19 protein-coding genes are annotated in these 21,231 nt (G+C 60.4%); 5 read left to right on the top strand and 14 right to left on the bottom strand.

The window, feature by feature from the left end; genetic code table 11:
* Nucleotides 1–2: 2 nt before the first annotated feature.
* Nucleotides 3–950, top strand: a complete 948-nt coding sequence (locus tag AC1RL4_RS16770; protein ID WP_019581343.1) for a S66 peptidase family protein — start codon at nt 3–5, stop codon at nt 948–950.
* Nucleotides 951–1,044: 94 nt separating this feature from the next.
* Here AC1RL4_RS16770 and AC1RL4_RS16765 read toward each other — a convergent pair whose 3' ends face one another.
* From AC1RL4_RS16765 to leuS, 5 genes are all read right to left on the bottom strand, one after another.
* Nucleotides 1,045–2,367 (bottom strand): lytic murein transglycosylase, encoded by a 1,323-nt coding sequence (locus tag AC1RL4_RS16765; protein WP_019581342.1) that lies wholly within the window; start codon nt 2,365–2,367, stop codon nt 1,045–1,047.
* Between the two features lie 62 nt (nt 2,368–2,429).
* Nucleotides 2,430–2,594, bottom strand: coding sequence for an alternative ribosome rescue factor ArfA (gene arfA / locus AC1RL4_RS16760; RefSeq protein ID WP_003176285.1), 165 nt, complete (start codon nt 2,592–2,594; stop codon nt 2,430–2,432).
* A 244-nt stretch (nt 2,595–2,838) separates the two neighbouring features.
* Nucleotides 2,839–3,876, bottom strand: coding sequence for a DNA polymerase III subunit delta (holA, locus tag AC1RL4_RS16755; RefSeq protein ID WP_230173102.1), 1,038 nt, complete (start codon nt 3,874–3,876; stop codon nt 2,839–2,841).
* 39 nt (nt 3,877–3,915) lie between these two features.
* The gene (locus AC1RL4_RS16750; RefSeq protein WP_019581341.1) at nt 3,916–4,521 is read right to left on the bottom strand and encodes an LPS-assembly lipoprotein LptE; all 606 of its coding nucleotides are present in this window, start codon (nt 4,519–4,521) and stop codon (nt 3,916–3,918) included.
* Nucleotides 4,522–4,611: 90 nt separating this feature from the next.
* Complete coding sequence (gene leuS / locus AC1RL4_RS16745) at nt 4,612–7,218, bottom strand: leucine--tRNA ligase (RefSeq protein ID WP_230173104.1); 2,607 nt, start codon at nt 7,216–7,218, stop codon at nt 4,612–4,614.
* Nucleotides 7,219–7,498: 280 nt separating this feature from the next.
* Here leuS and AC1RL4_RS16740 point away from each other — a divergent pair, with 280 nt between their 5' ends.
* The gene (locus tag AC1RL4_RS16740; RefSeq protein ID WP_019581339.1) at nt 7,499–7,819 is read left to right on the top strand and encodes a hypothetical protein; all 321 of its coding nucleotides are present in this window, start codon (nt 7,499–7,501) and stop codon (nt 7,817–7,819) included.
* Nucleotides 7,820–7,925: 106 nt separating this feature from the next.
* Nucleotides 7,926–8,705 (top strand): YdcF family protein, encoded by a 780-nt coding sequence (locus AC1RL4_RS16735; RefSeq protein ID WP_204124841.1) that lies wholly within the window; start codon nt 7,926–7,928, stop codon nt 8,703–8,705.
* Nucleotides 8,706–8,743: 38 nt separating this feature from the next.
* Here the strand turns inward: AC1RL4_RS16735 and lnt are convergent, their stop codons facing one another.
* From lnt to miaB, 5 genes are all read right to left on the bottom strand, one after another.
* A complete protein-coding gene (gene lnt / locus AC1RL4_RS16730) occupies nt 8,744–10,267 on the bottom strand; it encodes an apolipoprotein N-acyltransferase (RefSeq protein WP_204124842.1) in 1,524 nt (507 codons plus the stop codon).
* Nucleotides 10,268–10,281: 14 nt separating this feature from the next.
* Entirely contained in the window at nt 10,282–11,121 is an 840-nt protein-coding gene (locus AC1RL4_RS16725; protein WP_007909641.1) for a CorC family transporter, read from the bottom strand.
* Between the two features lie 5 nt (nt 11,122–11,126).
* A complete protein-coding gene (ybeY, locus tag AC1RL4_RS16720) occupies nt 11,127–11,621 on the bottom strand; it encodes an rRNA maturation RNase YbeY (RefSeq protein ID WP_018925765.1) in 495 nt (164 codons plus the stop codon).
* The gene (locus AC1RL4_RS16715) at nt 11,614–12,618 is read right to left on the bottom strand and encodes a PhoH family protein (protein ID WP_019020889.1); all 1,005 of its coding nucleotides are present in this window, start codon (nt 12,616–12,618) and stop codon (nt 11,614–11,616) included. The genes ybeY and AC1RL4_RS16715 overlap by 8 nt, the downstream gene beginning before the upstream one ends.
* A 229-nt stretch (nt 12,619–12,847) precedes the next feature.
* Complete coding sequence (gene miaB / locus AC1RL4_RS16710) at nt 12,848–14,176, bottom strand: tRNA (N6-isopentenyl adenosine(37)-C2)-methylthiotransferase MiaB (protein ID WP_019581336.1); 1,329 nt, start codon at nt 14,174–14,176, stop codon at nt 12,848–12,850.
* 134 nt (nt 14,177–14,310) lie between these two features.
* On the opposite strand from miaB, the gene AC1RL4_RS16705 reads away from it, so the two are divergent.
* Nucleotides 14,311–14,640, top strand: a complete 330-nt coding sequence (locus tag AC1RL4_RS16705; RefSeq protein ID WP_003185742.1) for a DUF1820 family protein — start codon at nt 14,311–14,313, stop codon at nt 14,638–14,640.
* A gap of 194 nt (nt 14,641–14,834) precedes the next feature.
* On the opposite strand, the gene AC1RL4_RS16700 is transcribed toward AC1RL4_RS16705, so the two are convergent.
* The 4 genes from AC1RL4_RS16700 to AC1RL4_RS16685 all read right to left on the bottom strand — a co-directional run bounded on the left by AC1RL4_RS16700 (nt 14,835) and on the right by AC1RL4_RS16685 (nt 18,367).
* Nucleotides 14,835–15,389, bottom strand: a complete 555-nt coding sequence (locus AC1RL4_RS16700) for a tetratricopeptide repeat protein (RefSeq protein ID WP_230173106.1) — start codon at nt 15,387–15,389, stop codon at nt 14,835–14,837.
* A gap of 224 nt (nt 15,390–15,613) precedes the next feature.
* Nucleotides 15,614–16,897 carry a glutamate-1-semialdehyde 2,1-aminomutase gene (gene hemL / locus AC1RL4_RS16695; protein WP_230173108.1) on the bottom strand — a complete coding sequence of 428 codons (1,284 nt, stop codon included), beginning with the start codon at nt 16,895–16,897 and terminating at the stop codon, nt 15,614–15,616.
* 16 nt (nt 16,898–16,913) lie between these two features.
* Nucleotides 16,914–17,537 (bottom strand): thiamine phosphate synthase, encoded by a 624-nt coding sequence (gene thiE / locus AC1RL4_RS16690; RefSeq protein ID WP_019581335.1) that lies wholly within the window; start codon nt 17,535–17,537, stop codon nt 16,914–16,916.
* Nucleotides 17,538–17,569: 32 nt separating this feature from the next.
* Entirely contained in the window at nt 17,570–18,367 is a 798-nt protein-coding gene (locus AC1RL4_RS16685; protein WP_019581334.1) for a hydroxymethylpyrimidine/phosphomethylpyrimidine kinase, read from the bottom strand.
* A gap of 427 nt (nt 18,368–18,794) precedes the next feature.
* Between AC1RL4_RS16685 and AC1RL4_RS16680 the strand changes: the two genes are divergently transcribed.
* Entirely contained in the window at nt 18,795–21,176 is a 2,382-nt protein-coding gene (locus AC1RL4_RS16680) for a hybrid sensor histidine kinase/response regulator (RefSeq protein ID WP_028938843.1), read from the top strand.
* Nucleotides 21,177–21,231 lie beyond the last annotated feature (55 nt).

The following is a 21,231-nucleotide window of genomic DNA, read 5'->3' as shown; positions in this document are numbered from 1 at the left end:
GGATGACTGCTCGACCGACCCACACCCTTTGTCCTCACGTCCCTGTTCCGGCCTTGCCGCCTGCAGGGCTGATCGGCGTCATTGCGCCTGCCGGCCCCGCTGCCCTGGACACCGATAAAGCGATTGCCTGGATGCGCGCTCGCGGCTATTCGCTGCGAGTGTTCCCCGGCGTTTACGAGAAAGACGGCTACCTGGCCGGCAGCGACGATGTGCGGCTCAATGACTTGCACGCGGCATTTACCGACCGCGAGGTCGACGCCATCATCTGTTTGCGTGGCGGTTACGGTACGCCGCGTTTGCTCGATCGTATCGATTTCGAGTTACTGCGCAACAATGCCAAACCGTTCATCGGCTATAGCGATATCACTGCACTGCATCTGGCAATCAGCCGTTATGCAGGTTTCGTGACGTTTCACGGCCCGATGCTCAATGCTGACCTGCTGGGTGACAAGCAGAAACCCACCGAGTCCTCGTTTTTCAACATGTTGCGCGGGCAGGTGACGGCGGACAGCGTGCTGGTGCACCCGGCGGCCTACCCGTTGACGACCGTCTCGCCAGGCATTGCTTACGGGCGTTTGCTGGGGGGCAATCTGTCGATGATCGCCGCGACCATGGGCACGCCTTACGAGATCGACGCCGAGGGCGCCATCCTGTTCATCGAAGACATCAACGAGCCGCTTTATCGCATTGATCGGCTGCTGACCCACTTGCGTCTGGCCGGCACGCTGCACAAGTTGCGCGGGGTTCTGGTGGGGGATGTGGCGGGCGTGGACACAATCGCGCTGGAGGGCTTGCTCAAGCAGACCTTCGCGTCGTTGCGCATACCCGTGCTGGCGGGGTGGCGCAGCGGGCATTGCGACCCGAACCTGACGTTGCCGATGGGGGCACTGGTCAGGCTGGATGCGGGGAGCAAGACGTTGGTGTTGGAGCAGGATGTGGTGATCAAGTAACAACACATCGCAAAAAAAGATCGCAGCCTTCGGCAGTTCCTACAGGTGTACACAAAACCCTGTAGGAGCTGTCGAAGGCTGCGATCTTTTGCTTTTAGCGGTTACGCAAACCTTCGAGCAACTTGTGCGTAGGGTACCCATCCGCCGGCCAGCCAAACGACTGCTGCGCGCTGCGGATTGCTTTACGGGTATTGGCGCCGATGATGCCGTCGGGGGTGCCGGCGTCATAGTTCCGGGCGCTCAGCAGGGTTTGCAGCTCGATTCGCTCGGTACGGCTCAGCGGCAAGTCATCTTTTGGCCATAGACCGTTGATCAGGCCACCGCCATTGAAACGCTCAGACAACAGGCTCACGCCCAAGGCGTAGGACGAAGAGTTGTTGTACTTGAGGATTGCGCGGAAGTTATCGAAGATCAGGAATGCCGGGCCGCGATAGCCTGCCGGCAGGAGCAGGGCGGCCGACAGGTGTTCGGAACCGGCCGGAACCTGGACACCATTGGGCAGGGTAACCCCCAGTTGCTGCCACTCGGCGACGCTTTTACGGATCGCGCCATCGGCCAGGACGTAATTGAAGCTGCTTGGCAGTTGTACTTCGAAGCCCCACGGCTGGCCTTTCTGCCAGCCAGAGCTTTGCAGGTAGTGCGCGGTCGAGGCCAGTGCATCAGCGGCGCTGTTCCAGATGTCACGGCGGCCATCGCCGTCGAAGTCTACGGCGTGGGTGTTGTAGGTGGTCGGGATGAACTGGGTCTGGCCCATGGCGCCCGCCCAGGAGCCGAGCATTTTCTCGGGTTCAATATCGCCCTGTTGCAGGATTTGCAGGGCAGCGATCAGCTGCGCATGAGCAAAGCCTGGGCGTCGACCTTCATAGGCCAGGGTTGCCAGGGAGTTGATCACAGACTTGTTGCCCTGGAACTGACCGAAGTTACTCTCCATGCCCCACACCGCCACCAATGCCTGACGGTCGACGCCATAGCGCTGTTCGATGCTTTGCAGGATATCGGCGTACTGGCTGACCAGTGCCTGACCTTTGCGTACCCGCAGCGGCGACAGCGCGCCATCGAGGTATTCCCACACCGGACGAGTAAATTCCGGCTGGCTGCGGTCGGCACGGATCACGCTGGCGTCCAAACTGACATTGGCAAAGGCACGGTCGAACAGGTCGGCGCGAATGCCGGCGGCGAGGGCGTCTTTGCGAAAACCCGCCTGCCATTCAGCAAAGGTCTGGGTGGGCTGGATGTCGAGATTCTCACCGGTCGGAACCACCGGTGGAATGACCGCAGGGGCCGTGGCAACGGCTTGGGTCTGAAGCGGCTGGGCGTCGGCGGCGGTGGGTTTTTCCGCGCAGGCGACAAGCAGAACGAGGCTGGAGGCAGCTATCAATTGGCGAAGGTGCCAACGACGGGAAAGACAAAGGGGCATGCACAGGTCCAGAGGATACGAATCAGGTGCAGACCTTAACATGTTGAGCGATGGCTTGCCTTTCAGGCTGCCAGAAAGTAAGAAGCCTCCCAGCTATTAGACTGGAAGGCTTCGCGGCGGTAGCTGCCTTTGCCCTTGCCGGCTCGTTCCTGACGGCTGCGGAACAGTGGCTGGGCGATGATGGATTTGGCCTTATTGGGGCCATGCTTGGATGGCTTTTTGCTCATGATGATCTCTCGCAAGTGAGTGGATTTTGCGGGGCAAATCATCGGCCGAAGTTGGGGGTCTGTCTAGTCCCGCATTGCGTAGGACCTTTCGCCGATCGCCCTGTAGCAGCTGGCGAAGCCTGCGTTCGGCTGCGCAGCAGTCGTAAACCCTGAGTCCGGAATCATCCTGACACACTGCGTCGTCTGACTTGGCGACTGCTTCGCAGCCGAACGCAGGCTTCGCCAGCTGCTACAGAGAGCGTGCTTACTCGGCAGGCAACGACAATCTCTGCCCAGCCATCAACAACGTCAACCGGCTCAAACTCATCCAGGGTGAACCCGCCGCCTGGCCTTTGATCTGCGCGTCGATGCGCTGTGCTTCAAGCAGCAATTGCGCCCAGCGTTGCGCCGAGTAGCGTTGCAGTGCCTTGCTCATCAGCGGTTTGCGCTTGTCCCAGACCGGCGGTCGGGCCTGACTGAAGGCTTTGTCCAGCGGCACGCCCTGGCTGTATTGCAGCGACAGGTTGGCCAGCAGGCGCAGTTCACGGGCCAGCGCCCAGAGAATCACCGGCGGTTCGACGCCTTCGCCGCGCAGCCCTTCGAGCATGCGCAGGGCATGAGCGGCTTCGCCGTTGAGGATCGCGTCGGTCAAGCCGAAGACGTCGAAGCGCGCGCTGTCGGCCACCGCCGCTTGCACGGTTTCGACGGTGATCTGACCACCTTCGGCCATCAGCTTGAGCTTTTCGATTTCCTGGGCGGCAGCCAGCAAGTTGCCTTCGACCCGAGCGGCGATCAGTTCGACGGCGTCCTGGCTGGCGGAAAGCCCGGCCTGGGACAGTCGTTGACGAATCCAGCTCGGCAACTGGTTGGTGTCCACGGGCCAGATTTGCACGAACTGGGTCTGCGGACCTTCGACCAGCGCCTTGCCCCACTTGGTTTTCTGCGCACTGCCATCAAGCTTGGGCAGGCTGATCAGCAGCAACGTGTCTTCTGCCGGGCGCGAGCAGTACTCGATGAGCGCGGCGGCGCCTTTGTCACCAGGTTTGCCGGAGGGCAGGCGCAGTTCCAGAAGACGTTTTTCGGCGAACAGCGACATGCTTGCACCAGCCTGCAGCAGCGTACCCCAGTCGAAACTGGCGTCGGCGGCGAAGACCTGGCGCTCATCGAAACCTTGTTGGCGAGCAGCGGCGCGAATGGCGTCGGCGGCTTCCTGGCACAGCAGTGGGTCATCGCCACTGATTACGTAGACCGGCGCAAGAGCGCCTTGCAGGTGTTTGCCGAGTTGGGCGGGGGCGAGTTTCATAAGAGGAGGCGAACGGGGCGCCTGAGCGCCCCGTAAGTCTTACTGCTGCGGCAGTTCGACAGGCGACTGACGCGGAGTCTCCGCTTCAGCCTTCTGCGCCGCTTCCAGCGCGGCGGCTTCAGCCTTGGCCCGGGCGTCGGCGGTCTGTTGCAGCTGTTCCAACTGAGTCGGGGTGAGCTGTTGCAGACGCAGCATCATGCGTTGAACCAGTTCACGACGAATGTCCTTGCGGGCATCGTTGGCTTCCTGGTCGGAACCCACCAGGTTGTTGCCGTCATGGATGAACACCTTCTGCACTTCAAGTTTGTCGCTCAGCAGTGGCAGGTCACCCTGACCACGGATGTCGTAATTGAGCACGGTGTTCACCTGGTACTCGCCAGTACGGCCGGCACCGGCATAGCTAAGGATGCGCTGGCTTTCCTGCTCATCGGTCAGCACCAGTTTGTAAGGTGCGCCGGTGTAGACCCGGACGCCGCTGCTTTCCAGTATCTGACGCAATTGTGTCACGGTTTCGCCGTAGGCATTGCGGGCGCTCAGGTCGAGTTCCTTGATCGCCAGTTCGGTGGTGCCGGTGCCACGCAGGTGGAAACCGCAGGCGCTCAGCAGGACTGCAAGGCCCATCACCAGCAAATTGCGTTTGATCATCTTGTTGCTCCCCTTGAAACCATGTGGGCCGGTCAAACGGCCCGAAAGGTTTTACTCGGCGCCAGGCTCACCTGGCGCCCGATCCAATTTTTAGCTGGCGACGATATTGACCAGTTTCCCGGGCACTACGATCACTTTACGAATAGTCAGGCCATCGACGAAGCGCAGGACGTTTTCGTTGGCCCGTGCGGCGGCTTCAACTTCTTCGCGGCTGGCGCTGGCTGGCATTTCGATGTGGCCGCGCAGCTTGCCATTCACTTGAATGACCAGTTGCAGGCTGTCTTGTACCAGGGCGCTTTCGTCCAGCACCGGCCAGCCGGCGTCGATCACCGGGTCGGCGTGGCCCAGGCGATGCCACAGCTCGTGGCTGATGTGCGGGGTGATCGGGGCGAGCAGCAGAGTCACGGTTTCCAGACCTTCGTGAATCAGCGCGCGATCCTGTTCGGTGCCTTGCGGGGCTTTTTCCAGCACGTTCATCAGCGTCATCACCTGGGCGATGGCGGTGTTGAATTTGTGGTTCTGGCCGACGTCGTGGCTGGCCTGCTTGATGGCCTGGTGGATCAAACGGCGAATGGCTTTCTGCTCGTCGTTCAGGCTGGCGACATCCAGTTTGCCCGGCAGGCCCTGAGTGACGTGTGCTTGAGCCAGGCGCCAGACACGCTTGAGGAAGCGGTGCGAACCTTCAACTCCGGAGTCGGACCATTCCGCGCTCATGTCAGGTGGCGAGGCGAACATCATGAACAGGCGGCAGGTGTCTGCGCCGAACTGGTCAATCATCGACTGTGGGTCGACGCCGTTGTTCTTCGACTTGGCCATCTTCTCGGTGCCGCCGATTTCCACCGGCAGGCCATCTGCGATCAGCTTGGCGCTAATGACCTTGGCCTTGCTGTCGCGTTCGAGTTCGACGTCCGCCGGGTTGAACCAGGTGTAGGCACCGTTGGCTTCGCGACGGTAGTAAGTCTCGGCGATCACCATGCCCTGGGTCAGCAGGTTCTTGAATGGCTCGTTGGAGCTCACCAGGCCTTCATCGCGCATCAGCTTGTGGAAGAAGCGCGCGTAGAGCAGGTGAAGAATCGCGTGTTCGATACCGCCGATGTACTGATCCACCGGCAACCAATGGTCGGCCGCCGATTTTTCTACCAGGCCACCTTCAAAGTGCGGCGAGGCGTAACGGGCGTAGTACCACGAGGACTCGACGAAGGTGTCCATGGTGTCGGTTTCACGCTTGGCCGGTGCGCCGCATTTCGGGCAAGCGCACTCGTAGAACTCGGGCATGCACGCCAATGGCGAACCAGCGCCATCCGGTACCACGTCTTCCGGCAGCACGACAGGCAGTTGATCTTCCGGGACCGGCACATCACCGCAAGTATCGCAGTGGATGATCGGGATCGGGCAGCCCCAGTAGCGTTGACGGCTGATGCCCCAGTCGCGCAGACGGAACTGGGTGCGCGAGGCGCCGAGGTTTTTCTTGATCAGTGCGACTTCGATGGCGTCGAAAGCGCCTGCGAAGTCGAGGCCGTCGAACTCGCCGGAGTTGATCAGCGTGCCGTACTCGCCGTAAGCGTCCTGCCACGGGGCAGGATTGGTGTCACCTGCACTTGTGCGCACCACCGATTTGATCGGCAGGTTGTACTTGTGAGCGAACTCGAAATCACGCTCGTCGTGCGCCGGAACTGCCATGACCGCGCCATCGCCGTAGTGCATCAGCACGTAGTTGGCGACCCATACCGGGAGTTTCTCACCGGTCAGCGGGTGCTCGACGAACAGCGAGGTCGGCAGGCCTTTTTTCTCTTGAGTGGCGACGTCGGCTTCAGCAACGCTGCCGCCCTTGCATTCAGCGATGAACGCTTGCAGTTCAGGGTTGTTCTGCGCCGCCAGGGCAGCCAGAGGGTGTTCGGCGGCCACGGCAACGTAGGTTGCGCCCATCAGGGTATCCGGACGGGTGGTGAAGACTTTCAACGCGCCGGCTTCACCGATGGAAGCGACGTCGTATGGGAACTGCACTTCCATGCCGCGGGATTTGCCGATCCAGTTGCGCTGCATGGTCTTGACCTGTTCAGGCCAGCCAGTCAGTTCGTCGAGGCTCTCCAGCAGTTCATCCGCGTAAGCGGTGATCTTGAAGTAGTACATCGGGATTTCGCGCTTTTCAATCAGCGCGCCGGAACGCCAGCCGCGACCGTCGATCACTTGCTCGTTGGCCAGAACGGTCTGGTCGACCGGGTCCCAGTTCACGGTGCCGCTTTTTTTGTAGATCACGCCTTTTTCGAACAGGCGAGTGAACAGCCATTGTTCCCAGCGGTAGTAATCGGGCTTGCAGGTGGTCACTTCGCGCGACCAGTCCACCGCCAGGCCCAGGCTACGCAGCTGGCTTTTCATGTAGGCGATGTTTTCGTAGGTCCACTTGGCGGGCGCTACGTTGTTCTTCATCGCGGCGTTTTCCGCCGGCATGCCGAAGGCGTCCCAACCCATGGGTTGCAGGACGTTCTTGCCTTGCATGCGCTGGTAGCGGGAGATCACGTCGCCGATGGTGTAGTTGCGCACGTGCCCCATGTGTAGCTTGCCGCTGGGGTAAGGGAACATCGACAGGCAGTAGAAAGTCTCCTTGCCTGGCTGTTCACTGACTTCAAAGGACTTTTGCTCGTCCCAGAACGACTGGGCGGCGGCTTCGATTTCACGGGGCTGATATTGTTCGTGCATGGCTACTTTTGAACTGAATAGGGGTGGCCTAATCCTCTTCAATGCAACGCTGGACGGTGATGACGCCAAATCGGCGTTTCGCTGCCCAGCCGAGCTGGAAGTGGAGTTACAGGAAGCGCCGTAGCATACATGACGGCACTCTACCGAGGGAAACCCTGATTACACGCAAGGGCGCGGCCAATTCCCGCCCCAAGGGCCGTTGGTCGCGGCGCTCAGCCGGTTTTTTCAGCGAAGCTAAGCTCTAAAAGGGGAGTGAGTCTTATCTTCAATGAGGTGATGGATGGTTGATTCACAGCAAAAAGCTACAAAACCGGAGTTGTACGAAAGACTGATCGACCGTCTCGCAATGGCCCTGGACGCGGCCAAAACCGCTGGACGGCTTCGCGACGAGCGTCCCCTGGAGCTGGAACTGCGTGGTTTGACGCCCGCAGAGTTTGAACTGGTCAAGGCCTATCTGGACCGCAGTGAACGTGAAACGCACGGATGCTTGTCAGCAGCAGTGAAGCAACTCGAGGCACCACGTACGGCCAAGATTGTCTGGCTCAAGGATAAGACACCCGGCGGAGGCGCGGTAAAGGTCCGGTCTCTGCAGTTCAAGTAAGGACACTTGAAACCATCGCATATGGTTTTTTGAAATAAAGTCCTTCCGCATTTGTTGTCGCATTGCGTTAACCCACTTAGGCTTCGGGCATCTTTGGAGATGCCCGATGCCTTTTCGTTATTTTATTAAACAACTTCTATTGCCGCCCGGCGTTCTTTTGCTGTTACTGGTACTCGCCTGGTGGTGGCGCCGCTCAAGGCCGAGGCTGGCGGGAGCGTGCTTCGTTATGGGGGTGGGCGGCTTCTGGTTGATGAGCCTGCCAGTCATGGTGGAGTGGACTGCCAGGGGGCTGGAGCGCGAGCCGCCGCTCGTACGCGAGGAATGGGCCACCCTGGGCCAGCGCGCCGACGCGATCGTGGTGCTGGGTTCCGGGCGTGAGCGTGGCGACCTGGCTTGGGGCGTCGACCAGCCCACCGGCGTAGGACTTGGGCGCGAGCGTTATGCCGCGCGTCTGGCCAAGGCTTCCGGCTTGCCGATTCTGGCCAGCGGCGGCCTGCATTACGGGACACCGCCGACTGAAGCGCAGCTGATGGCGGATTCGTTGCTCGATGATTTTGGCGTGACGGTACGCTGGCAGGAAGGGCGCAGCCGCACAACCTGGGAAAACGCGCAGTTCAGCGCCCAGGTATTGTTGCCGCAGGGGATCAAACGGGTGGTGGTCGTGACTCAGGCGTGGCATATGCCGCGGGCGGTCTGGAGCTTTGAGCAGGCCGGATTTGAGGTGGTGCCGGCGCCGGTGGGGTTTTTAGGCGTGGACAATGCGCGGCCACTGGGTGGCTGGATGCCGGAATTCAAATCGATCTGGCAATCGGGGCAGTTGATGAATGAACTCGTGGGGCAGGTCGGGTATTGGATGTTCTATCGAGGCGAGCCTGTTGAGGAGTGATCATTCCCACGCCAGTGCATGGGAATGATCCTGCCGGGTTAAACGGTCTTCGCCATCCGGTTGGCCATCAACGCCCAGCCAAACAACAGCACGCAAATGATGATCAACGGCCACGAACGCCATTGCAGATACGGCGTCAGGTTATGCATTGGCACCACTTCGCCGTACAGAATACCGCGTTCGAACTGCGGGATCCGGGCAGTGATCTGGCCGAACGGATTGATCAGGCCGGTCACGCCGTTGTTGGTGGCGCGGATCATCCAGCGGCCGGCCTCGAGGGCGCGCATCTGCGCCATCTGCAAGTGTTGCAATGGGCCGATCGAGGTGCCGAACCAGGTGTCGTTGCTGATGGTAAGCAGCAAATCGCTGCGGGCGGCGAGGCCGGCGGCGAATTCCGGGTAGACCACTTCGTAGCAGATGTACGGCGCAATCTGATAGCCCTTGGCCTGTAGCAGCGGTTGATCGGCCGGTCCACGGGCAAAGTCGGACATCGGCAGGTCGAAGAACGCGATCAGGCCGCGCAAGACTTCCTGCAACGGAACGTATTCACCGAATGGCACCAGTTTCTGCTTCAGGTAAGTGCCATCACCTTCACCGACAACGGTGATGCCGTTGAAGTAGCGCTTCTCGTGATGGACTTCCTGGCGAATCGGCACGCCGGTAATCAGCGCGGATTTACGATCTGCAGCGAAGCTGCCCATCATGTCCAGATAGCCCTCGGCGGACTCCTTGAGCACCGGGACCGCCGTTTCCGGCCAGATCAGCAGGTCGACGGGTTTGGAGCTGAAACTCATGTCGCGGTACAGCGCCAACTGCGCGTTGATCTGCGACGGGTCCCATTTCATGCTTTGTTCGATGTTGCCCTGAATCGCCGCGACGCTCAGCGGCGCACCCGAAGGGCTGGTCCAGGCGTGTTCCTTGAGCGCGATGCCGATCACCCACGGGCCGGCCAGCAGCAACACGCCAGCGGCAATAAAGCCCTTGCGAGCGCTGCGAATCAGGCGCGGTGCGTTGTAGATCAGCGCGGCGGTCAGGGCCAGCGCGAAGGAAATCAGCCACATCCCGCCGACCGGCGCGAGCCCGGCCAATGGGCCGTCGAGCTGACTGTAACCGGAATACAGCCACGGGAAACCGGTGAGGAACCAGCCGCGAAAGGCTTCCTGGCCCACCCACAACGCGGCAAACGCCAGGGCATCGGCCAGCGGCGCTTCGTTACGGCGCAGCCAGCGCGCCCAAATCCAGGCGGGCAGGGCGAAGAACCAGGCAATCGCTGCGGTGAAGAGCAGCATCAAGAACCCGGCCAGCAGTACAGATGCGCCGCCGAAGTTGTGAATGCTGTAGTAGATCCAGCTGGTTCCGCCGGCAAACAGGCCGAAACCGAAACACCAGCCACGGCCCAAGGCCTGACGGGGGCTCAGTTCGCGCAAACCGGCGTAAAAGAAACCGACCGCCAGCAATGCCAGCGGCCAGATATCGAATGGCGCCAAGGCCAGGGTGGTGAGTGCACCGGCCGCCACGGCCAGCAGGTTACCGGGCCAGCCGGGGCGGGTCATCCAGCGCATTTCAATCCTTAGAGTTACCGAGCTATAGGTGTCAGACGCAGCAAATGAATCCGACGGCTGTCGGCGTTCAGGATGCGGAAACGATAGGCGCCGATTTCGGTGATTTCGTTGCGTTTTGGCAAGTGCCCGAACGCGCTCATTACCAGACCGCCGACGGTGTCGAATTCGTCGTCGGAGAATTCGCTGTCGAAGAACTCATTGAAGTTTTCGATCGGCGTCAGGGCCTTGATCAGGAAGTCACCGCTGGGCAGCGGCTTGATGTAGCTGTCTTCTTCGACGTCGTGCTCGTCTTCGATGTCGCCGACGATCTGTTCGAGCACGTCTTCGATGGTCACCAGACCGGCCACGCCGCCGTATTCGTCAATGACGATGGCCATGTGGTTATGGTTGGCGCGGAACTCGCGCAGCAGCACATTCAGGCGCTTGGACTCGGGCACGAAGGTGGCCGGGCGCAACAGGTCCTTGATGTTGAAGCTGTCGCCGTTCTCCTTGAGGATCAACGGCAGCAAGTCCTTGGCCAGCAACACGCCCATCACGTCATCATGGCTTTCGCCGATCACCGGGTAGCGGGAGTGGGCCGAGTCGACCACGGCAGGCAGGAACTCGCGAGGTGTCTGGGTCGCCTTGATGCTGATCATCTGCGAGCGCGGGACCATGATGTCCCGTACTTGCAGGTCTGCAACCTGGATGGCGCCTTCGACGATGGCCAGCGCTTCGCTGTCCAGCAACTTGTTTTGGTGTGCATCGCGCAGCAGCTCCAGCAGCTCCTGGCGGTTCTTCGGCTCGTGGGCAAAAGCCTGGGTGAGCTTACCCAGCCAAGACTTCTGCCCGTTGCTCGATCGATCTTCGCTCATAGCGATTACTCTGAATCCTTTGTTGTAACGATAGGGGATGTGTCTGTTTCGTCGTCCGCATAAGGGTCCGGATGACCCAGTTCTGCAAGCAACGTTCGTTCCAGTGCTTCCATTTCTTCGGCTTCGTCGTCATCTATATGGTCGTAACCAAGCAGATGCAAGCAGCCGTGAATGACCAGATGCGCCCAATGGGCGTTGAGTGCCTTGCCTTGTTCGGCGGCTTCGCGCTCGACCACGGCCACGCAAATCACCAGATCGCCCAGTAACGGGATATCCAGCAACTCGTCCGGCACGTCGGCAGGAAATGACAGCACGTTGGTGGCGTAATCCTTCTGCCGCCAGGTGTGATTCAGTTCGCGGCCTTCTTCTTCGTCGACCAGACGAATGGTCAGCTCGGAGTCGGCGGTGCGCTGGCGCAGGGCCAGTTCGCACCATTTCCGGAACTCGGCTTCACTCGGGGCAGGTGCGTCGCTGGCCAGTTGCAGATCAAGCTCAAGCATCGTGTGGGGTGTCCTTTGGCGCGGCATCGGCAGCGCGATTTTCGAAGCGCTCGTACGCCTCGACGATGCGTTGCACCAGCGGATGGCGCACCACGTCCTTGGGCTGGAAGTGGGTGAAGCTGATGCCCGGAACGTCCTTGAGCACTTCGATCACATGATGCAGCCCGGACTTGGTGCCGCGTGGCAGGTCGACCTGGGTGATGTCACCGGTGATGACTGCCGTGGAGCCAAAGCCGATCCGGGTCAGGAACATCTTCATCTGTTCGACGGTGGTGTTCTGGCTTTCGTCGAGGATGATGAAGCTGTTGTTCAGCGTGCGGCCGCGCATGTAGGCCAGTGGCGCGACTTCAATGACCTGACGCTCGATTAGCTTGGCGACATATTCGAAGCCGAGCATTTCATAGAGCGCGTCGTAGAGCGGGCGCAGGTACGGGTCGATTTTTTGCGACAGATCGCCGGGCAGGAAGCCGAGTTTTTCACCCGCTTCAACCGCCGGACGCACCAACAGAATGCGACGAATCTGCTCGCGTTCCAGTGCGTCTACCGCGCAGGCAACAGCCAGATAGGTCTTGCCGGTACCGGCCGGGCCGATGCCGAAGTTGATGTCGTTACCGAGGATTTCCTTCACGTAGCGCAGTTGATTCAAGCCGCGAGGACGAATCATGCCTTTTTTGGTGCGCAAGGCGACGGACGGTTCGGCGGGGGAGTGGTTGTCCAGTTCCTCGACGGCCGATTCCTGCAGGAACAGGTGAACCATGTCCGGCGACAGCTCGGTACCCTTGGTTTCCCGGTACAAGCGACGCAGGAGGTTTTCCGCGGAGGTGGTGTGCTTGGGCTCGCCGATCAGTTCGAACTGGTTTCCGCGGTTGCGGATCTCGATGGTCAGGCGCTGTTCGATCAAGCGCAGATGCTCGTCGAATTGCCCGCACAGATTGGCGAAGCGGCGAGCTTCAAAAGGCTCGAGGATGAAGCGATGTGGTTCTATGGGTGCGTTCAAGGTCGTATTTAGCCGCCCTGGGGCAATATTGATGAAATAAAGGATAACGCCAGTCGCCTGGGTGCGAAAGCTCTTAAATAAGATGCCGGAATCTGACACTTGAACTGTGGCGAGGGGGCTTGCCCCCGTCCGGCTGCGAAGCAGTCGCAAAGTATTGGGGACCGCTTCGCGATCCAACGGGGGCAAGCCCCCTCGCCACAAAAGCCCGGCTCCCGCAGGAGGCGAGGTGTTATTGGATCAACGAACCCCGTAGCGAGTGCGGTTGCGCGGCGTCGATGTGCACGTCGGCGAACTGGCCGATCAGGGTCGGATTGTCGCAGCGGAAGTTGACGATACGGTTATTCTCGGTGCGCCCCTGCAGTTCGCCAGGGTCTTTTTTCGAATAATCGGTGACCAGAATCCGCTGAACGGAGCCCACCATTTGTCGGCTGATCTCGAACCCTTGCTGGTTCAGGCGATGTTGCAGGGCATTCAGGCGTTCTTTTTTCAGTTCCTCCGGCGTTTCGTCGGCCAGGTCGGCGGCCGGGGTGCCCGGGCGTTGGCTGTAGACGAACGAGTAGGAGAAGTCGAAACCAACGTCTTCGATCAGCTTCATGGTCTGTTCGAAGTCTTTTTCGGTCTCGCCCGGGAAGCCGACGATGAAGTCCGAACTGATGCAGATCCCCGGCACGGCGGCCCGCAGTTTGCGCAGTTTGGACTTGTACTCCAGCGCGGTGTGATTGCGCTTCATCGCCGCGAGGATTCGGTCAGAGCCCGATTGCACCGGCAAGTGCAGGTGTTTTACCAGTTCCGGCACGTCGGCGTGGGCCTGGATCAGGCTGTCGGAGAACTCCAGCGGGTGCGAAGTGGTGTAGCGAATCCGGTCGATGCCATCGACGGCGGCGACCACCCGGATCAATTCCGCCAGGTCGGCCAGGCGACCATCGTGAGTGGTCCCGCGATAGCCGTTGACGTTTTGCCCCAGCAGGGTCACTTCGCGCACGCCGTTTTCGGCCAGGTGGATGATCTCGGCGATCACGTCGTCGAACGGCCGGCTGACTTCTTCACCGCGGGTATAAGGCACCACGCAGAAGGTGCAGTACTTGCTGCAGCCTTCCATGACCGACACGTAAGCGCTCGGTCCATCGATGCGCGGTTCGGGCAAGTGGTCGAATTTTTCGATTTCCGGGAACGAGACGTCGACTTGCGGCAGTTTGGTAGCGCGCGCGGCGTCGATCATTTCCGGCAGGCGGTGCAGGGTCTGCGGGCCGAACACCACGTCGACATACGGAGCGCGATCACGGATGGCCGCGCCTTCCTGGCTGGCCACGCAACCACCGACAGCGATGACCATTTCCGGATTGGCCAGTTTCAGTTCGCGCCAGCGGCCGAGCTGGGAATACACCCGGTCCTGGGCGCGTTCACGGATCGAGCAGGTATTGAGCAGGATCACGTCGGCGTCTTCAGCGCGGGCGGTGACTTCCAGGGCCTGATGTTCACCCAACAGATCGACCATGCGCGAGCTGTCGTACTCGTTCATCTGGCAACCGTGGGTTTCGATGTAAAGCTTCTTGGCCATGGAAAGATTCATCACGTGATTCAAAGAACCGCGCATTATAGGGAACATGTCCCAAGGTTCCTACCGCTGCGCGTCCGGTGGCTATGCTATAGTTCGCGCCCTCATTTTTATCCCCGATGTGTTACCCGCCCACCATGACCAAACGTGAAGCTCCAATCTACAAGGTGATTTTCCTCAATCAGGGCCAGGTGTTCGAAATGTACGCCAAGCAGATCTATCAAAGTGATCTGTGGGGCTTTCTGGAAGTGGAAGAGTTCGTCTTTGGCGAGCGCACACAAGTGGTCGTCGATCCGAGCGAGGAAAAGCTCAAGGCTCAGTTCGAAGGCGTTGTGCGCAGTTTTGTGCCGATGCATTCGATCGTGCGCATCGACGAGGTCGAACGCCTTGGCACGCCGAAAATCAGCGAAGCCCGCGGCGCGGTCGGTAATGTCATGCCGTTTCCGATGCCGATGCCTGAGAAGTAAGCAGCAGGTTGATTGGCTGAAGGAGCTTGTTGTGGCGAGGGGGCTTGCCCCCGTTGGGCTGCGAAGCGGCCCTGAAATCAGCCACCTCTATCTTCCAGGCAAGCCGCGTGTGCTGACTTTACGACTGCTGCGCAGCCGAACGGGGCGATGCGGCGTTCCGACAAGCCCCCTCGCCACAGGAGCCCGTGTTCAATTCAGGGAAGTGGCGAAAACGGCGTACGCCCGTCGGCGCTCTGCAATTCCATCAGGTATTTACGGAAAATTTGCCCCAGCACCTGGGTAGCAACTTCCAGGTCTTCGCGGGGCATTTTTTCGGCGACTTCGTCGGCGGTGTCCAGCGCGTCTTCGGCGCCGTTGACCGCGGCCATTTTCAGCACGATATACGCCTGAATGTTATTGGCCGGTACGCCTTCGCCATGGAAGAACATGGTGCCGAGTTTGAATTGCGCCTGGGCATGACCTTGCAGCGAGGCCTTTTCGAAGTAGCTCAGGGCTTTATTGAGGTCGCGCGGCACGTTTTTGCCTTCGTAGTAGAACTCACCCAACTCGTATTGCGCTTGCGCATCCCCTTCATCCGACGCTTTCTGGCAGGCGGTGAGCGCTTGCGTCAGGTCTTGCGGCTGAGTATTGAGGGTGCAGCGACCCATCGCCGGGATCAACAACGAGTTGCCGCCTGCTTGTGCGAGCGCGAGCAGGGGCTGAAGGAGCAACAGGCAGCCCAATGCAAGGGTGCGGCCGGTGCGGTTCATGGGAATCGACTTACCTCTGAGGGGCGCGCGGACCCGTCGAGGGATCCAATAAGCGCGCATTATGAAATAAGCAGGGCCAACCTTACAAAGTCTTTACTCGTTTTTCTGCTGCGCGGGGACTATATCACCCACTTTGCGGGGGATTATTGGCAGCTGAGCAGGAAAAAGGGTGCGGATGTAGGTAAAAGCTGACGCTGGCAATCGCCAACGTCAGCGTCGCAGAATTACTTCAGTGCGGCGAAGGCACGTTCGGCGGCGTCCAGCGTCAGTTTCAACTCGGTTGCGCCGTGGGCGATCGAGGTGAAACCGGCTTCGAAGGCGCTCGGCGCCAAGTACACGCCGCCCTCGAGCATTAGGTGGAAGAAGCGCCCGAACAGGTTCGCATCGCTGGCCATCACGTCATCGAAGGTGACGATGTCGTCGGCGCCGCTGAAGTACAGACCAAACATGCCGCCGGCCTGAGTGGTCACGAACGGAATGCCGGCGGCGTCGGCGCGCTGTTGCAGGCCATCGAGCAGGCGGCTGGTGTAGTCGCTCAGTTCGGCGTGGAAACCCGGACGACTGATCAGGCGCAGCGTGGTCAGGCCAGCCGCCATCGCCAGCGGGTTACCCGACAACGTACCGGCCTGGTAGACCGGGCCCAGTGGTGCGATGTGTTCCATGATTTTGCGTTTGCCGCCGAAGCAGCCCACCGGCATGCCGCCACCGATGATCTTGCCGAATGTGCTCAGGTCCGGTGTTACGCCGTAATAGGCTTGGGCACCGCCGAGGGCGACACGGAAACCGGTCATCACTTCGTCGAAAATCAGCACCACGCCGTGCTTGTCGCACAGGGTCCGCAGGCCTTCGAGGAAACCCGGTGCCGGCGGTACGCAGTTCATGTTGCCGGCCACCGGTTCGACGATGATGCACGCCACGTCCTGGCCGACTTCGGCAAGCATGGCTTCTACTGCGTCGATGTCGTTGAACGGCAGGGTCAGGGTGTGTTTGGCGAACGCCGCCGGTACACCGGCCGAGCTCGGTACGCCTTGGGTCAGGGCGCCGGAACCGGCCTTGACCAGCAGGCTGTCGGAGTGGCCGTGGTAGCAGCCTTCGAATTTGATAATGCTGTCGCGACCGGTGAAACCACGGGCCAGACGGATCGCACTCATGGTCGCTTCGGTGCCGGAGCTGACCATGCGCACCATTTCCATCGATGGCACGATCGAGCAGACCAGATCGGCCATCTCGGTTTCCATCGCGGTCGGGGCGCCATAGGACAATCCGTGCTCAAGCTGTTTGCGCACCGCGTCCAGCACGTCCGGGTGGCTATGGCCGAGAATCATCGGGCCCCAGGAACCGACGTAATCCACATAGCGCTTGTCGTCTTCGTCAGTGACGTAGGCGCCTTCGGCGTGTTTGAAGAACAACGGCGTGCCGCCAACGCTCTTGAACGCACGAACAGGCGAGTTCACGCCTCCGGGGATGTGTTTCTGGGCATTGGCAAACAGGGTTTCGGAACGAGACATTATTTGGCTCTCAAAATCAGGATTTGAACAATTCGTTAAAGGCGCGGGCGCGACGCGTCACTTCAGCCGTGCTCTCGGCGCCGAACAGGCCATGCACCACCGCCAGCAGATCGACCCCATGGGCCACCAGCGGGGCGGCGTTGTCCAGGGTGATGCCGCCGATCGCACAGATCGGCAGGTGCAGTTTGCTGCGGGCCTGGTCAAGCAAGTCGAGGCTGCATGCCGGTGCGCCGGGCTTGGTGTTGGAATTGAAGAAGCGGCCGAAGGCGACGTAACTGGCGCCTTCCTTGGCGGCTTGTTCGGCGAGTTCGAGTTGTGCGTGGCAGGTCGAGCCGATGATCGCCTGACGCCCGAGCAGTGCTCGCACCGGCATCAGTGGGCCATCAGTCTGGCCCAGGTGCACGCCGACATTCAGTCGCGCGGCCAGTTCGGCGTCGTCATTGATGATCAGCTGGGTCTTGTAGCGATCGCACAGATCACGCAGGGCTTCGGCCTCGCGCAGGCGGCGGGCCTCGTCGCTGCTTTTGTCGCGGTATTGCAGCAGGGTGACGCCGCCTTCGAGCGCCGCCTCCACGTACGAAAGAAATTTACCGGCCAGTAGCTGGCTGTCGGTAATGGCGTACAGGCCACGTAGTTTCATCGGACAAGCCTCTGCGCTTTACGCATCGAAAGTTACGAACAGAAATCCAGCGGCAGGCGGCGGGGCACGAACTGGCCTTTGCCCAGCTGTTCCGCATCTCGCAGGGTGCGCCAAGTGTAGTCAAGCGCGCTCTGTACGGCACTGGCGAGGTGTTCACCCTGGGCCAGGCGGCCGGCGAGGGCGCTGGCCAGCGTGCAACCGGAACCGTGATAACTGCCAGGCAGGCGCTGGCAGGTAAAGGTTTCGCGGCGACCGTCGCGGCTGTACAGGCGGTTGTGGATTTCGTGTTCGTCGCCATGGCCGCCGGTGATCAGCAGGTGTTTGACGAATGGCAGGAGTTTTTCCGCGCACTCGTCGGCGGTGCCTTCGGGCAGTTCGGCGAGGATGCGGGCTTCGGGAAGGTTAGGGGTGGCGATAATCGACAATGGCAGCAAGCGTTCGCGCATGGCGTAGCCGACTTCGTCCTTGCCCAGTCGTCCGCCACCGCCGGCGCGCAGCACCGGGTCACAGACCACTGGCAAATGCGGGTGCGCTGAAAGCAGTTCGACCACGGTGTCGACCATTTCCAGGGAACCGAGCATGCCCAGTTTGACGGCGGCGACTTCGGAGTCGTTGAGCACGGCATTGGCCTGGGCCAGCACCCACTCACGATCGAGTACGCGGAAGTCAGTGACGTTGACCGTGTCTTGCACGGTCAGGGCGGTGACGGCCGGAGCCGCATGGCAACCCTGGGCAAGCAGGGCTTCGATATCTGCCTGCAAGCCGGCGCCACCACTAGGGTCGTGGCCGGAGAGACAGAGGACAACGGGGCGAGAGCTGTAGATATTCATGGTGCGCGAGCTTACCACCAAACATGTTTTTCGGGTGTTGTGGCAGCCATCGCGGCCAATACATTGTGGCGAGGGGGCTTGCCCCCGTTGGGGTGCGAAGCGCCCCCTTTGCCTTCTGTCTGGTACACCGCGTCGGCAGATTTACGACTGCTTCGCAGCCGAACGGGGGCAAGCCCCCTCGCCACAGGTGTTCATCACCCATCGGGGCATTGTCACATCCTGATCAAGCCAACAGCTCTAGCTCAATACATTGCGCTGGAACGCCCGTTCTAGAGCCTTTGTAGGAAAAATTTCAATGGTGTTCAATGGCCAGCAACGGCTATGCTAGAGTGGATCCAAACCAATAACAGGTAATACCGGTTTTACGTCTACTCAAAAGGAATGGGGGGCTTCCTGACAGAACCGGACAGGCCACGCTGGGGCTTAAATGCGCTATTTGTTGATGTTGCTGTTGTGCTTGCCCCTCCTGGCGAGCGCCGTCGAGTTCGACGAGTTCACCCAGAGCCTTCCCCTGGGCCGAACGATGCAGGTTTATGAAGACGCGGGCGGTCAAGCGACCATTGCCGATGTCCGTGCGCAAGCCGCGGCCGGGCACTTCAAACCCCACGATAAAGCCACCCTCAACGCCGGCTATTCGCGTTCGGCGTTCTGGCTGAAAATCGACCTGCAATACCGTCCGACCAATCCGTCGGCGCAACGAACCTGGCTGTTGGAACTGGCCTATCCGCCCCTCGATCATCTTGATCTGTACTTGCCCGATGCTGGCGGTGACTATCAATTGGCCCGACAGACGGGCGATGCACTGCCGTTCGCCACTCGAGAGATTCGTCAGAACAACTATCTGTTCGATCTGAACTTTGCGCCCGGGCAGGCGCAAACCGTGTACCTGCGTCTGCAAAGCGAAGGCTCGATTCAGGCGCCCGTCACCTTGTGGTCGAGCACTGCTTACCTTGAAGAACAGCCGGTGCGGCTCTACGTGCTGGGGCTGATCTACGGCGTGTTGCTGGGGATGCTGGTCTACAACCTGTTCATCTTTCTCAGCGTGCGCGATACCAGTTACCTCTATTACATCTTTTACATCGCCTCGTTCGGCTTGTATCAGCTGTCGGTGAACGGCGCGGCCGTGGAGTATTTCTGGCCGAACAATCCGTGGTGGGCCAACGCCGCCACGCCGTTCTTCATCGGCTGTTCGGGGTTGTTCGGCAGCCAGTTTGCCCGCAGCTTCCTGCGGACGGCCACCCACAGCCGCTGGCTGGACCGTGTGCTATTGGCGCTGATCGCGTTCAGTGCGCTGGTGGTCGGGTTGTCTTTGATGACCAGTTACGCCCTGGCCCTGCGTCTGGCGACGGCGTTGGCGCTGGTCTTTACCGTGGTGATTTTCGCTGCCGGGGTTTTCGCCTGGTGGCGTGGCTTGAGGGTGGCGCGTTACTTCATCATTGCCTGGTCAGCATTTTTGCTCGGTGGTGTCGTCAACACGATGATGGTGCTGGGTTATTTGCCCAACGTGTTCCTCACCATGTACGCCAGCCAGATCGGCTCGGCGATCGAAGTGGCGCTGCTGTCCCTGGCCTTGGCCGATCGTATCAACGCGATGCGCGAACAACAGGCGCAGACGTTGTTCGATGCCGGTCAGAAACTCGAAGTACTGAACCAGCAACTGGCTCACAGCAACAGGCTCAAAGACGAATTCCTCGCCACCCTGACCCATGAACTGCGCACGCCCATGAACGGTGTGATCGGTTCGCTGGAGCTGATGCAGACCGTCGAGATGAACCCAGAGCTGGAGCAATATCAGCAAACGGCGGCAGGTTCGGCGCGGGACATGATGCGCATGGTCAATAGCATCCTCACCTTGACCGAGTTGCAGGCCGGCAAGCTCAAGGTCTATCCGGACACGTTCAGCTTGCGCAGTACAGTCGAGTCTTTGCGCGGGCAATTCGATGGCAATGCGTCGGGCAAGTCGCTGGACTTCAAGGTCGAGGTAACGCCCGGGTTGCCGGATCGTTTGTTCGGCGACAGCGGCAAGCTGGTGCAATGCCTGGAATGCCTGTTGGACAACGCAATCAAATTTACCCGAGTCGGTGGTCTGGCGCTGCGGGTGACGGGTAAACCGGCGGCAGAGCCGGGTCGGCTGGCGCTGTCTTTTGCGGTGATCGACACCGGCATCGGTTTTACCGATTTGGGAGAGGCGACGCTGTACCAGCGCTTCTTCCAGCTCGACGGTTCGATGACCCGTGAGTACGGCGGTCTGGGTGTTGGCCTGGCGATCTGTCGGCAGTTGGTCGAATTGCTCGGCGGCCGCCTGAGCCACCGTTCGGAACTGGGCCGTGGAAGCCGCTTCCAGCTCGACGTCGAGTTCGAGCTGGCGGTGGTAGAGCCCGCCTCCTCGATCACCCGGCAAACCACCGGCCTGCGCTTGCCCCAGGAGTGCACGGTATTGCTGGTCGATGACAACAGCATCAATCAATTGGTGATGCGCGGCATGTTGCTCAAGCTTGGGTTCCGGGTACGCACCGCTGACAATGGCCTTGCTGCGCTCGATCAATTGCAGTGTGAAGCGGTTGACGCGGTAGTGCTCGATTGCCAGTTGCCGCCAGCGGACAGCGCCTCCATCTGCCGCCGGATCCGTGCGTTGCCGGGTTGCGCCGAATTACCTGTGTTCATGATTGCCCTGAGTGTGGACCGAGTGCACTGCCCGAGCGACACCGTGGTCGACTACCTGAACAAACCGGTGAAATTCGAGGACCTGCAGGCTGCGCTCTATCGACGGGTGCTCTGTTCTGGACAAGGCGAAAGCGCCGACAGTTAGGCAGATATGCCACTTTGTTCAGCCTCGGGGCGGTGCTTAACTGAAAGTCCCTTGG

The sequence above is a fragment of the Pseudomonas sp. GW822-FHT07A10 genome (assembly GCF_058798795.1).
The sequence above is the reverse complement of the archived record's forward strand: the minus strand, read 5'-3'. Positions and strand labels throughout refer to the sequence as shown.